Origin of the sequence: Amycolatopsis alkalitolerans (assembly GCF_006152065.1) — a bacterium.
GTDB classification, from domain to species: domain Bacteria; phylum Actinomycetota; class Actinomycetes; order Mycobacteriales; family Pseudonocardiaceae; genus Amycolatopsis_E; species Amycolatopsis_E alkalitolerans.
In genome coordinates this window covers 311,943-324,654 of sequence record NZ_VDFW01000001.1, presented here as the reverse complement: position 1 = coordinate 324,654, position 12,712 = coordinate 311,943, and the positions used below count along the sequence as shown (strand labels likewise).

The following is a 12,712-nucleotide window of genomic DNA, read 5'->3' as shown; positions in this document are numbered from 1 at the left end:
ACGGACGGGGAGGGCAGATGGCGATAATGACCGAGCGGCCACGGCCGAGGGTGATCCGGGAACATCCGCACGCGGGGTGGTTCGCGGTCGCGACGGTGTGCTTCGGCGCCTTCATGGGCCAACTGGACGCCAGCATCGTGACGTTGACCTTTCCCGCGCTGCAGCACGAGTTCGGTCAGCCGCTCGCGGCGGTCGAGTGGGTCTCGCTGGCCTACCTGCTCGGGCTGGTCGGATTGCTCGCCGCGGCCGGGCGGCTCGCGGACGCGGCGGGGCGCAAGCTCATGTACATCTGGGGGTTCGCGGTGTTCACCGTGGCCTCGGTCGCCTGCGGTCTCGCCCCCGGGCTCGGCTGGCTGATCGGCTTCCGCGTTCTGCAGGCGGTGGGCGCGGCGATGCTGCAGGCCAACAGCGTCGCGCTGGTGGTCAACAGCGTGCCCCGCGCGAAGATGCGCTCCGCGCTCGGCGTGCAGGCCGCGGCGCAGGCGCTCGGGCTGGCGCTCGGTCCCGCGATCGGCGGTCTGCTGGTGAGTTCGGTCGGCTGGCGCTGGGTGTTCCTGGTCAACGTCCCGGTCGGGGTGATCGGCCTGATCTCCGGGCGGTTCCTGCTGCCGAGGACGCGCCAGCGCACCGCGCTCGGCCGGTTCGACACGGCCGGTCTCACCCTGCTCGCGGTGGGTTCCACCGCACTCCTGCTCACCCTGTCCGCGGTCTCCGGCCTGCACTTGCCCGGCTGGATGATCGCCGCGCTCGCGCTGTTCGCGGTCGCCTCGGTCGTGGCCTTCCGCTGGCGGGAGCGGCGCGCGGCGAGCCCGTTGGTGGACCTGGACGTGCTGCGGCCGGCGGCCGTGTCCCTCGGCCTGGTCGGGGCACTGTGCGGCTACCTCGTGCTGTTCGGCCCGCTGGCCTTGTTCCCGCAGGTCCTGGGCGCTCATGGGATGGCCGGGCTCGTGCTGACCAGCCTGCCGGCGGGGTTCGGGCTGGCGGCCGTCGGCGCGAGCCGGCTGTTGCCGCGCGGCCTCGGCTCCCGGGGGCGCGCGGTGCTCGGCTCGGTGATGTGCGTGGGGGGCCTGGCCGTGCTTCCGGTATCTCCCGGCTCGCCCGGTCTGGTCGGTCCGCTACTGTTGCTGGTCGGCTTCGGGCTTGGCGTGTTCATCCCGGCGAACAACTCGTCGATCATGGGCGCGATCCCGGAGCGCGTTTCGGCGACGGGAGGCGGGCTGGTGAACATGGCACGCGGGTTCGGGACCGCGCTGGGTGTCGCGCTGGTGACCCTGTCCCTGCACGTCGGCGGCGGGGTCAGCGCGTTCGGGGACGACATGGCCCTGTACGTGATGGCGGCGGTGGCGCTGATCGCGGGTGCGACGGGCCTGTCCGTCCCCAGTTCGCGGAGCAGCCCGCAATGACCGGGACCGAGGCGGAACTCGCGGATGTCGTCGCGCGCCTGCGCCGCGCGATGCGCCGCGCCGCTCGCGGCGCCGACCCCGGCAACCCGCTCTCGGTGGCACAGCTCGAACTGCTCTCCAGCCTGGCCGACAACCCCGGTGCCCAGCCCGGTCAGCTCGCCCGCGCACTGCGCCTCGCACCCAACTCGGTGACCACGCTCGTCAACGGCCTGCGTGCCCGCGATCTGGTCACCCGCGCCAGCGGTGTGGGCGACCGCCGCACTGTCCGGCTCACCCTGACCGAGGCCGGTGAGGACATGGTCCGCCACTGGCAGGCCACCAACGCCGAGATCCTCCGCACCGCGCTCGCCGGTCTGCATCCCGGCTGGCAGCATGTCCTTTCGGCCGCGCTCCCCGCGCTGCGCGAACTCATCGGCGCGATCGACGAGTTCGCCGAAGAGGCGAACCGGGCTGTCACCGATCCGCGGCCGGGTCGAACCGCCCCTCGATGACGTCGCCGGCGAGGTCCGCGAGTTTGCGGTTCTGATCGCGCGCGGTCTTGCGGAGCACCGCGAACGCCTCGTCCGGGCTGGTGCCGAGCTTCGCGGCCAGCACGCCCTTCGCCTGCTCGATACGGATCCGGCTGTCGAGCGCCACCTTCAACTGCTCGGCCAGCGTGTTGCACCGGTCGAGGCTGTACGTCCGCAGCGCGGCCGTCGCCGCGACGTCGGCGAGTGCCGCCACGGCCTCGAACCCGACCGGATCCAGCGGCCCGGGGCGGGTACGCGCGAGCAGCATGCTGCCGATCACGGCGTCGCCGGCACGCAACGGGATGGCGCCCAGCGCCGAGATTCCCGCCGCCACGGCGAGATCCCCGAATCCGGGCCATCGTGCCCGTATTTCGTCGGGATCGATGGCGTCGACGAACTCTCCCGTTGCCAGGCAGTCGATGTCGGGGCCACGGTGCTGGCGGATCTGAGTCTCCTGCAACACCGCGAGTTCGACGGGCGTCTCGGCTACCCGCCGCAGCGGAGTGTCCGCGGCGCCGCCCAGGATCACCGCGGTTCCCTCGACATCGAGCAGCCGCTGGACCTCGCTGATCAGGCTGTGAAAAACCTCCAGCCGGGCATCCACGATCTTTTCCAGCTGGCCCAGGAACTCGGCGCTACTGCGTCCATGCGGTACCGCGGCGACCAGACTCGTCAGCGCCGTCGCGAATCCCCGCATATCCATCGCCTGTCTCCATAATGGTTTCTCCCGGCACGACGCTACCAATATCATTGCACTCATCCGGAGTATCGCGAGCATCCTGCGGATCGCCTTATGGTGGGCCCCTGACGAAGGGGTTGGCAGCACTACACCCTCCGCTCCAGACCCTGGCGGATGTTTCGTTTACCGGCCACGGGCTTCACCGGCGTTTGCCGCGCTTCCCAGTGGCTATCCAGAACTGTCGCCCCGCGGGAACGGACCGGCCATGCCTGATGAGCATCAGAACTCGGAAGAAGTGGTGCCCTCGCTGCGCGGCACGTTGTCACAGCTGCGGATACGCGAGCTGCTGCGGGACGTCCGGGACGGCGTGGAGCAGCTGGCCGGGTCGCGGGACCAGCTCGGCGGCCTGCGCGAAGCGATGCTGTCGGTCGCCGCGGGCGTGGAGCTGGACGCCACGCTGCGCAGGATCGTGCGCGCCGCGGTCACCCTCGTCGGATGCCGGTACGGCGCGCTCGGCGTGCTCGACCACACCCGGGTGCGCCTGGCCGAGTTCGTCTACGAGGGCATCGACGAGCACACCCGCGCCAAGATCGGGGATCTGCCCACCGGGCACGGGTTGCTCGGCCTGCTGATCCAGCAACCGAAACCGCTGCGCCTCGACGATCTGTCCCGGCACGCGTCGTCGGCGGGATTCCCGCCACACCATCCCCCGATGCGCACGTTCCTCGGCGTCCCGGTACTCGTCCGTGGCACGGTCTTCGGCAACCTCTACCTCACCGAAAAGCACGACGGACAGCCCTTCACCGATGACGACGAGGTGGTGCTGCAGGCGTTAGCCGCCGCGGCGGGGATCGCCGTGGACAACGCCCGCCTCTACGAGCACGCCCGGCGGCGCGAAGGCTGGCAGCAGGCGACCAGCGAGGTCCGCGCCGCCCTGCTCGCCGGTACCCACGTCGCCGACGTGCTCCAGCTCGTCACCCACCACACGCGCGAGCTCACCAGGGCCGACAGCGTGCTCATCGCCGAGCCCGAGGACCCGGAACTCCCACCGTCGGAGGTGAACGCGCTGATCGTCACCCACAGTGAGGGGCACCTGGCCGGCGCGCTGCGCGGGCGGCGAATCCCCGTGGACCGCTCCAGCCAGGGCAGCGCCTTCCGCGACGCCGTGCCCGCACAGCTACCCACGCTCGAGTACCAGCTCTTCGACGAGCCCGAGGAAGAACTTGGGCCTGCGCTCGTCCTCCCGCTGCGCGCGGCCGCCGACACCGTCTCCGGCGTGCTCGTCGCGCTGCGCCGGGCGGGCGCGGCTCCGTTCGACCCGGAAGAACTCCCGGACGCGGCGGCGTTCGCCGATCAGGCCGCGATCGCCATCCGGGTGACCGAGGACCAGCGGCGGCTCGGCGAGCTCGCCATCATGGCCGACCGTGACCGGACCGCCCGTGACCTGCACGATCAGGTCATCCAGCGCCTCTTCCTGCACATCCTCGGCTTGCAGAGCGCCTACCCTCGCGCCCTGAACCCCGAGGTCCGCCGCAGGATCGCCGATCTCATCGACGACGCCGAGAGCATCATCAACGAAATTCGCACCGCCGTGTTCGATCTGCACACCGACCCCCGCCGAGCCCCGCTGCGCAAACGCCTGCACGAAATCGTCGCCGAGACCGTCGGGAGCAGCGATCTGTACACGACGGTCCGCATCACCGGCGCGATCTCCGACCTCCCCGCGAGCCTCGCCGAAGGCGCCGAGGCCGTTGTCCGCGAAGCCGTCTCGAACGCTGTCCGTCATGCGCATGCCACCACCGTCACGGTCACTCTCGTCGTCGACGACAAGCTCTCCATCGAGGTCGACGACGACGGCGTCGGCATCCCCGAGACCGTCGCGATGAGCGGACTGCACAACCTCTCCGAACGCGCCGCGCGATTCGATGGTCACCTCGCCATCGAACGACCCGACACCGGCGGCACGCGCATCGTCTGGATTGCGCCCTTCGGGTGAGCAGCACCACCGCGAAAGGGACAAATTTCCCGCCCGATCTGCCGGTTTCGTCTCCCGTTTGAGGAACGTTCAACTCTGGGCCTCCGCATGCGTCATGTGCGCTACCTAAGTTCCGGTGAGCGCACGGAAAGAGGGGGCCCATGGACGCAACGCTCGGGGTTCGGGCTCGCGGGATCACCAAGTGTTTCGGCGACGTCGTCGCGCTCGACGGCATCGACGTGGATGTGGCACAAGGGCAGATCCACGGGCTGGTCGGCCCGAACGGCGCGGGGAAGACGACGCTGCTCGGCCTCCTGCTGGGCCTCGCCGTCGCCGACGAAGGCCGTCTCGAGATCCTCGGCGCGCCGGTCGGGCGGGCGCTCGCCGCTCCCGACGGCGTCGCGGGTTTCGTGGACGGCCCCGGCCTTTACCCCTCACTCACCGCCAGGCAGAACCTCGCCGCGCTGGCCGCACTCCGCGACGAGGGCCAGGCGGACGTCGACGAAGTCCTCGACGAGGTCGGGCTCACCGACGTCGCGGGCGATCGGGTCCGCGGCTTCTCGCTCGGCATGCGCCAGCGGCTCGGGCTCGCCGCGGCGGTGCTCACCGGGCCCCGGCTGCTGGTGCTCGACGAGCCGTCCAACGGCCTCGACCCGGCCGGTAAGAACCACGTGCACAGCGTGCTCAACCGCCTCGCGGCGGGCGGCACCACGGTCGTGCTCTCCAGCCACCGGATGGAGGATCTCGAAGCGCTGTGCTCCGAGGTCACCATCCTCGCGACCGGACGCGTCGTGTTCTCCGGTCCGCTGGGCAAGCTGTCCGCCGAGAACCGTGAGCTCGACTACCGGCTCCGCGCCTCCGATGCGGAAGCCGCCCGCAAGCTGGCTCTCGACACCCCGGGCATTCGCATCGTCGACCAGACCGGACCGCGCCAGGACACCGAGGTGCTCGTGGTGCGCGCCCTGGTGCCCGCCCTCGACGAACTGGTCGGGCGGCTCGTCCGCGCGGGCGTCGCGGTGCGCGAACTCGCGCCCGTCGTGTCGCCGCTCGAGGCGGCGTTCCTGGCCCTCACCGAACAGCAGGAGGCCGGCCGATGACCGCGACCGTCGCCGAGCCCACGGCCGCCCGCCCGGTACCCCTGGCACGCGGCTACCGCTTCGAACTGGTCAAGCTGGTGTCCCAATGGCGGGTACGGCTGCTGATCCTCGCCTGCTGGCTCGCGCCCGCGCTCTTCGTCGCGGCGGTCAGCGAGCAGAGTTCGCTGCCGACGGACACCACCTTCGGCCGCTGGATGCACGCGACCGGGTGGGCCGGTCCGCTGGTGATGCTCGGTTTCGCGGGCACCTACGCGCTCCCGCTGCTGACCTCGCTGGTCGCCGGCGACGTTTTCGCCGCCGAGGACCGGCTCGGCACCTGGCGCCATCTGCTGGTGGCGGTCCGGTCGTACCGGCGGGTCTTCGCGGCCAAGGCGCTCGCCAGCCTCACGGTCATCCTGCTGCTCGTGGCCGGGCTGGCCGTGTCGGGGGTGGTCGGCGGCCTGGCCGCCATCGGGAACCGGCCTCTGGTCGGTCTCGACGGCCATCTGCTGGCGCCTGGGGCCGCCGCGGGCAAGGTCCTGCTCGCGTGGGTCTGCGTCGTCGCCCCGACGCTGACCCTCGCCGCGATCGGGCTGCTCGGATCCGTCGCGTTCGGACGGTCGCCGATGGGACTGCTGCTGCCCGTGGTGGTCGCGCTGGCGATGGAGTTCGCCCAGATGCTGCCGCTGCCCGTGGCCGTCCGGCTGGCACTGCCCAGCTACGCGTTCATCGCCTGGACCGGCCTGTTCACCAGCCCGGCGCAGCTCGGCCCCCTGCTGATCAGCATCGTGGTGAGCCTGGTCTGGGCCGTGGTCGCGACGGCGCTGGCCTACCTGCTCTTCCGCCGGCGTGACTTCACCAACCTCAGCTACGACGGCTCCGCGCGGCGCGCGCTCGCCGCCGGAGCGCTGCCGCTGGTCGCACTGCTCGCCCTCACCGCCGGGATCGTCGCCGTGTCGACGTCCGCCACGGGCTCCGGGATCGAGCAGGACAAGGTGCAGAACTCACTCGCCACGGAGTTCGCCCACCTCTACCGCATGCAGGCCGCGCAACTGCACCGCCCCGACGTCACGGAGGCACAGTTGGCGGCCATGGCGGCGTGCACCAAGGGCGGCGGCCTGGTCGCACCGGACGGCCCCGGCAACGACTGGCGATGCGTCGTCTCGTGGCATATCCCCGGCGTCGAGATCACCGGATCGGCGATCTACCAGCTCGACGTCACCGCGGACGGGAGGTACGTCGCCGACGGCGACGGACCGAAGGAAGTGAACGGCTACTTCCAGGTGCGGACCCCCACCGGGGACCAGCCGAACCCGCTCTGGCAGTTCGACGGCAACGTCGAACTGCTCCCCACCCACTGAAAGGGATGACCCAATGCAGGTAACGCGCCGTAGACGGCGTGCCGAGAAGGCCGGCATCGGCCTTCTCCGTCAACGCAGCGGCCGCCGGCTGCGCCTCGCGACGGCCGGGAGCGTCACGCTCGCTCTCGTCGGCACGGGCGCCGGCGTCGGTCTCGCCTCGACGCAGCAGTTCGGCACCCAGCACGTCGGCCAGCAGACCGACAAGGGCGAGGTCATTTCCAGCGACCAGTACCTCAAGCCGATCGGTGACCACCTCGTCGTCAACAACGGCAAGATCATGGCGTCCACGGTCAGCCCGGACGGCAGCCACCTCGCGGCGCTGACCACCGACGGCGGGATCGCGCTCACCATCGTCGATCTCAAGAACTGGAAGGTGCAGCAGCTCGTCGGCAACTCGGCGACGGCGAACCTGAAGATCGCCGGGAACGACGTGGGCCAGGAAGGGCCGACCTACTCCCCCGACGGCAAGACGCTGTGGATGGGCCAGACCGACGGCTACACCCGGTTCACGGTCAACCCAGACGGCACCGTCGCCAGCCCGACGGCGGTCAAGATCCCCGTGGACGGGCCGAAGCACGCGCTGGTGGCTCAGGCGATCTTCTCACCCGACGGCTCGACGGTGTACTCCGCGGTCAACGGCCAGAACCGCGTCGTCGCCATCAACGCGGCGACCGGCGCCATCGAGCAGAGCTGGGCCGTCGGCAACGCCCCGCGTGACCTGGCGCGCGTCGGCGACAAGCTGTATGTCAGCAACGAAGGCGGGCGCCCGGCGCGTCCCGGCGACACCACACTGAACTCGTACAACACCCAGGTCCCCGCGAGCTCGTTCACCGGCGCCACCACCACCGGCACGGTCAGCGTCATCGACCTGGCGAACCCGGCCTCCGCCGCCAAGAGCATCGACGTCGGCCTGCACCCGACCGCCCTGTACGCGAAGAACGGGGCCTTGTTCGTCGCCAACACCAACAGCAACAGCGTCTCGGTCGTCGACACCCGCCTCGACCAGGTAGTCCAGACCATCGCGACACAGCCGTGGCCCGAGGCCTCCGTCGGGTACGAGCCGGACGGGATCACCCTCACCGACGACGGCCACCTGCTGGTGACGCTCGGCCGCGCGAACGCGGTCGCCGTCTACCGCTACGCCAGGGCGCAGGAGCCGGTCAGCTACCTCGGCCTGCTGCCCACCGACTACTTCCCGGCGGCGATCACCACGGTCGGCAAGGACGTCGTGGTGTCCAACACCCGCGGTATCGACGCGCTGCGCCCGACGACCAAGGCCGGGCACGGCACGCACGACACGACCTCGAGCGTGCAGAAGTTCCAGCTGCCGGACGACGCCGCCATCCGCGGGTACACGGCCAAGGTCTTCCAGCAGAACGGGTGGACCCCGAACTCCGTCCAGCTGGCCCAGGACAACGGCAAGGCCGCCCCGGTGCCGGTCCCGCAGCGGCTCGGTGACCCGTCGACGATCAAGCACGTCTTCCTGATCGTCAAGGAGAACCGCACCTACGACCAGGACTACGGCGACATCGCGAAGGGCAACGGCGACCCGGCGCTCGCGCAGTTCGGCGAGAACGTGACGCCGAACCAGCACGCCATGGCGCAGCAGTTCGGCCTCTACGACAACACCTACGACATCGGCACGAACTCCGCCGAGGGGCACAACTGGCTGATGCAGGCCGACAACCCGGAGTACACGGAGTCCTCGGCCGGTGAGTACAAGCGCAGCTACGACACCGAGGACGACGCGCTCGGCCACCAGAGCTCCGGCTTCATCTGGACCGGCGCCGAGGCGGCCGGGAAGTCGGTGCGCGACTTCGGCGAGTTCCACCAGTTCCTGACCAAACCGGCCGGGGCGAGCTGGCAGAACCTGTACTGCGACGCCAAGACCATGGCGGCGACCGGGCAGCCCACGGCCTACCCGCTGGTCTCCTCCTCGCCGATCCCGTCGCTGAACAACGTGTCGGTGCCGGGCTTCCCGAAGTTCGACACCGTGGGTCACCAGCAGGGTGGTGATCTTCGCGTTCCGCAGCACCTCGGCGAGTTCCACCGCGAGCTGCTCGCGCAACCCGGCGTCCAAACCGGACAGTGGTTCGTCCAGCAGCAGCAACCGCGGTTCAAGAGCGAGCGCCCGGGCGAGCGCGACCCGTTGCGCCTCACCGCCGGACAGCTCCATCACCCGGCGTCGCTCGTAACCCCGCAGCCCCACCAGCTCGAGCAGCCGCTCGACGCGATCCGCCCGCTCCTTCGCGGGCATCCGCCGCATCCGCAGCCCGAACGCGATATTGCCCGCGACGTCGCGATGGGGGAACAGCTGCCCGTCCTGGAACACGAGCCCGAAACCGCGTTCATGGACCGGAACCTTCGCGAGATCCTCGCCGTCCCAGCGCACCGTGCCCGCGGCGAGGGGCTCGAGGCCCGTGATCGCCCGCAGCAACGTGGACTTGCCGGAGCCGGACGGGCCCAGCAGCGCAAGGACTTCGCCGTCAGCGATGTCGAGTTCGGCGTCCCGGACGGCGGTGAACGAGCCGTAGCGAACAGTCAGGCCTTGGACGGAAAGAGACATCAGAACTCGCCCACCCGGCCGGAGCCGAACCGGTCGATCACGACCACGGTGGCCGCCGTCACCAACATCAGCAGTGCGGACGCCGCGTAGGCCATCTGGTTGTTCAGCTGACCGGGCCGCGCGATGAGCGAAGCGATGGCGACCGGGAGCGTCGGAGTCTGCGGCCGCGCCAGGAAACTCGTCGCACCGAACTCACCGAGCGCGACCACGTACCCGAAACCCGCTGCGGCGATCACCGACCGCGTCGCGAGCGGCACGTCGATCTCCCGCCACACCCGGAGCGGCCCCGCGCCCATCGTCGCGGCGGCCTGGCGCAGCCGGTCGTCGATCGACCGGAGCACGGGCAGCACCATGCGCACGATGAGCGGGATGATCACCAGTGCCTGCGCGAGCGGCACCAGCAGCGGTGAGGTCCGCAGGTCGCCGGGCAGGGCGTCGAGCGTTACCAGGTAACCGAAACCGACGGTCACGGCGGAGACGCCGAGCGGGAGCATCAGTGCCGCGTCGAGGCTCTCGGCGAGCCCGTGCGAGGCCCGGCCTGGCGCGCGGCGCAAGGTGACGACCAGGACAGCCGCGGAGACCCCGATCGCCAAGGCGAGCACGGTGGCGTCGGTCGCCGTGATCAACGAGTTCACCGCCGCGCCCCAACCGGAGATCTGCAACGTGCCGTCGTTGCCGGTGCCGGCGAGCGCGGCGTATCCGGCGAGGCTCCAACCGTCCTCCGTGGACACCGACCGGACCAGCAGCGCGACGATGGGGGTGAGCAGCAGGCCTACGACGGCGGCCGCTGCCACGACAACCCACCACTCGCCCCTCACCGGCCGCCTGGCGGTCTCCTTCCGGGCGCGAAGTTTCAGCGCTGTCTCCCGCCGCCGCCGCGCCGCCGCACCGATCAGCAGCACCGCGAGTACGGCGGCGATCTGCACGAGCGAGAGCGCGGCGGCGCCGGTGAGGTCGAGCAGGTACTCGGTGCGCAGGTAGATCTCGGTCTCCAGAGTGCGGAAGCGGGCGCCGCCCAGCACCAGCACGACCCCGAAACTGGTGGCACAGAACAGGAACACGACGGCGGCGGCCGAGGTGATCGCGGGCAGCAGGGCGGGGAGCGTCACCGAACGGAACGCCCGCCACCGCGAGGCACCGAGCGCCCTCGCGGCGTCCTCCGCCCTCGAATCGAGATGCGACCACAACCCCGCGACGGTCCTGGCGACCACCGCGACGTTGAAGAACGCGTTGGCGAACACGATCGAGGCCACCCCGCCGTCCGGCCACAGCGCGCGGAACGCGAGCCCCACCACGATGGTCGGCAGGACGAACGGCACCAGGACGAGGATGCGCAGGAGACCGGCGCCGGGCAGCCGGAGACGCGCCAGCACGAAGGCCAGTGGCATCCCGGCGACCACCGCGACGATCGTCGAGCCGCCGGCCTGCGCGACCGTGAACCAGGCCAGGCGCCAGGTCTCGCCCTGCCCGAGCACGGTCAGCACGCCGCCGCCCACGAACCCTCGCCGGAGGATCGCGAGCACCGGCCAGGCGAAGAAGACGACCAGGAACCCGAGCGGGATCAGGGCCAGCAGGCCCAGGCCGGCGCGGCTTACTGGCCGAGCAACGAGCGCCACTGGCCGATCCATCGTTCACGCCCGGCCTGCACCTGGTCGCCGGGCAACGTCGCGGGGTCCGGCGGGAGCGGCGCCACGTCCGCCCAACCCTTCGGCAACTGGACGCCCTCACGCGTCGGGTAGACGTACATGTTGTCCGCCACGGTGGTCTGGAACTGCTGCGACAGCAGGAAGTCGATCACCTTTTGGGCCCTGGCGGGCTGCTTCGTGCCGGCGAGCACCCCGGCGTACTCGACCTGGCGGTAGCAGGTGTCGAGCAGCGCCTTCGTGCGCGGCTTGCCGTCGGCGCCGACCTCGGCGGCCGGCGAGGACGCGTAGGAGACGACGATCGGCCGCGGGCCCTTGCCGGAGGAGCCGGAGAAGTCCTGGCTGTAGGCCTCTTCCCAGCCGGCGTCGGATTTCACGCCGTTGTCCTTCAGTTTCCGCCAGTAGTCCTGCCAGCCCTGCTCGCCGTACTTCGCGACGGTGCCGAGCAGGAACGCGAGCCCGGGCGAAGAGGTCGCCGGGTTCTCGACGACGAGCAGGTCCTTGTACCGCGGGTCGGTGAGGTCTTCGTAGCTCGTGGGAGCCGGAATACCGGTCCGCGCGAACCAGGTGGTGTCGACGTTCAGGCACACGTCACCGAGATCGACGGCGGAAAGGCGGTGGTCGGTGTCGACGGCGTAGCGCTGCGGGCCTCGGTCGGCCTCGGGGCTGGTATAGGACTCGAAGACGCCTTCGCTGAGCGCACGCGAGGCGAACGTCGAATCGACCCCGTAGGCCGCGTCGCCGATCGGGTTGGCCTTGGTGAGCACGAGCGTGTTGGTCAGCGCGCCCGCGTCGCCCTTCTTGAGGATCACGATCTTGATGCCGGTCTGCTGCTGGAAGGCGTCGAGCACCTGCTGCGGTGCGGCCCAGGAATCGTGCGTGACCAGGGTGACCGTCGCCGCGGAGTGCTCGTCCGAGCCGCTGCCGACCAGGGTGCAGCCCGCGGTCAGCACGGCGGTGAGGCCGAGCACGGCCGCCGTGCTCCACTTGGCTCTCATGGACCCCTCCTTGCGCTCGCCGGCAGGAAGGGATTCGGCCTCCCTGCGCCGGCATTATCCGGATCAGGTGCGAACGGTCGCGGGCCGGCGGCCCGCCTCTCAGCCCGGTTTGAGGACCGGACTCCCGTGGCAACCGAGCAGCGTACCCGTCACGATGGAGGAATGGCGAAGCTACTGAGCGACGAAGAGGTTGCCGAGGCCCTGACCAGGCTGCCGCACTGGAAACGCGAGGGAGACGCGCTGGCGCGCACGGTGGAACTGGCGAGTTTCCCGCAGGCGATCCAGGTGGTGAACCGGGTCGCGGAGATCGCGGAAAGTGAGGACCACCATCCGGATATCGACATCCGGTGGCGGAACCTGACGTTCCGGCTGAGCACCCATTCCGCGGGCGGGCTGACCGAGATGGACGTGTCGATGGCGACCGAGATCGACGGGGTCGTCGACCAGTTGTGATCTCGGCAACCGCGGCAACATCCCGCGGTGTGCGATGCGTCGCCTCAAC

At 70.5% G+C, this 12,712-nt stretch carries 9 protein-coding genes, 2 pseudogenes and 1 riboswitch; of the genes and pseudogenes, 7 read left to right on the top strand and 4 right to left on the bottom strand.

Going from position 1 to position 12,712, the window contains the following annotated elements:
• The first annotated feature begins 17 nt into the window (after positions 1–17).
• Both FG385_RS01455 and FG385_RS01450 read left to right on the top strand, forming a co-directional pair.
• Positions 18–1,403 (top strand): MFS transporter, encoded by a 1,386-nt coding sequence (locus tag FG385_RS01455; RefSeq protein WP_139094723.1) that lies wholly within the window; start codon positions 18–20, stop codon positions 1,401–1,403.
• Positions 1,400–1,894, top strand: coding sequence for a MarR family winged helix-turn-helix transcriptional regulator (locus tag FG385_RS01450; protein WP_139094722.1), 495 nt, complete (start codon positions 1,400–1,402; stop codon positions 1,892–1,894). The genes FG385_RS01455 and FG385_RS01450 overlap by 4 nt, the downstream gene beginning before the upstream one ends.
• Here the strand turns inward: FG385_RS01450 and FG385_RS01445 are convergent.
• Complete coding sequence (locus FG385_RS01445; RefSeq protein WP_160148701.1) at positions 1,857–2,615, bottom strand: GAF and ANTAR domain-containing protein; 759 nt, start codon at positions 2,613–2,615, stop codon at positions 1,857–1,859. The two genes, FG385_RS01450 and FG385_RS01445, sit on opposite strands and share 38 nt — an antisense overlap.
• 241 nt (positions 2,616–2,856) lie before the next feature.
• Between FG385_RS01445 and FG385_RS01440 the strand changes: the two genes are divergently transcribed.
• The 4 genes and pseudogenes from FG385_RS01440 to FG385_RS01425 all read left to right on the top strand — a co-directional run.
• On the top strand, positions 2,857–4,587 hold the full coding sequence (locus FG385_RS01440) for a GAF domain-containing sensor histidine kinase (protein WP_200834245.1): 1,731 nt from the start codon (positions 2,857–2,859) through the stop codon (positions 4,585–4,587).
• Between the two features lie 140 nt (positions 4,588–4,727).
• Positions 4,728–5,663: an ABC transporter ATP-binding protein gene (locus FG385_RS01435; protein WP_139094720.1), complete on the top strand. Its 936-nt coding sequence runs from the start codon at positions 4,728–4,730 to the stop codon at positions 5,661–5,663.
• On the top strand, positions 5,660–7,003 hold the full coding sequence (locus FG385_RS01430) for an ABC transporter permease (protein WP_139094719.1): 1,344 nt from the start codon (positions 5,660–5,662) through the stop codon (positions 7,001–7,003). The genes FG385_RS01435 and FG385_RS01430 overlap by 4 nt, the downstream gene beginning before the upstream one ends.
• A gap of 13 nt (positions 7,004–7,016) precedes the next feature.
• Positions 7,017–8,996: pseudogene (locus FG385_RS01425) on the top strand (phosphoesterase); the annotation flags it as partial.
• Here FG385_RS01425 and FG385_RS34610 read toward each other — a convergent pair.
• The 3 genes and pseudogenes from FG385_RS34610 to FG385_RS01410 all read right to left on the bottom strand — a co-directional run.
• A pseudogene (locus tag FG385_RS34610) lies at positions 8,988–9,569 on the bottom strand (ABC transporter ATP-binding protein); the annotation flags it as partial. The pseudogenes FG385_RS01425 and FG385_RS34610 sit on opposite strands and share 9 nt — an antisense overlap.
• Entirely contained in the window at positions 9,569–11,134 is a 1,566-nt protein-coding gene (locus tag FG385_RS01415) for an ABC transporter permease (protein WP_139094845.1), read from the bottom strand. The gene FG385_RS01415 and the pseudogene FG385_RS34610, both read right to left, overlap by 1 nt.
• Before the next feature lie 26 nt (positions 11,135–11,160).
• Positions 11,161–12,210 carry a thiamine ABC transporter substrate-binding protein gene (locus FG385_RS01410; RefSeq protein WP_139094718.1) on the bottom strand — a complete coding sequence of 350 codons (1,050 nt, stop codon included), beginning with the start codon at positions 12,208–12,210 and terminating at the stop codon, positions 11,161–11,163.
• Between the two features lie 23 nt (positions 12,211–12,233).
• Positions 12,234–12,348, bottom strand: a riboswitch (TPP riboswitch).
• Positions 12,349–12,372: 24 nt separating this feature from the next.
• Between FG385_RS01410 and FG385_RS01405 the strand changes: the two genes are divergently transcribed.
• Positions 12,373–12,663 carry a 4a-hydroxytetrahydrobiopterin dehydratase gene (locus FG385_RS01405; protein WP_139094717.1) on the top strand — a complete coding sequence of 97 codons (291 nt, stop codon included), beginning with the start codon at positions 12,373–12,375 and terminating at the stop codon, positions 12,661–12,663.
• The last annotated feature ends 49 nt before the right edge of the window (positions 12,664–12,712 follow it).

Bases quoted from the DNA above. Each gene is read 5' to 3' on its own strand.
- FG385_RS01455 (WP_139094723.1), top strand. From the start codon at position 18: ATGGCGATAATGACCGAGCGGCCACGGCCGAGGGTGATCCGGGAACAT.
- FG385_RS01450 (WP_139094722.1), top strand. From the start codon at position 1,400: ATGACCGGGACCGAGGCGGAACTCGCGGATGTCGTCGCGCGCCTGCGC.
- FG385_RS01445 (WP_160148701.1), bottom strand. From the start codon at position 2,615: ATGGATATGCGGGGATTCGCGACGGCGCTGACGAGTCTGGTCGCCGCG.
- FG385_RS01440 (WP_200834245.1), top strand. From the start codon at position 2,857: ATGCCTGATGAGCATCAGAACTCGGAAGAAGTGGTGCCCTCGCTGCGC.
- FG385_RS01435 (WP_139094720.1), top strand. From the start codon at position 4,728: ATGGACGCAACGCTCGGGGTTCGGGCTCGCGGGATCACCAAGTGTTTC.
- FG385_RS01430 (WP_139094719.1), top strand. From the start codon at position 5,660: ATGACCGCGACCGTCGCCGAGCCCACGGCCGCCCGCCCGGTACCCCTG.
- FG385_RS01410 (WP_139094718.1), bottom strand. From the start codon at position 12,210: ATGAGAGCCAAGTGGAGCACGGCGGCCGTGCTCGGCCTCACCGCCGTG.
- FG385_RS01405 (WP_139094717.1), top strand. From the start codon at position 12,373: ATGGCGAAGCTACTGAGCGACGAAGAGGTTGCCGAGGCCCTGACCAGG.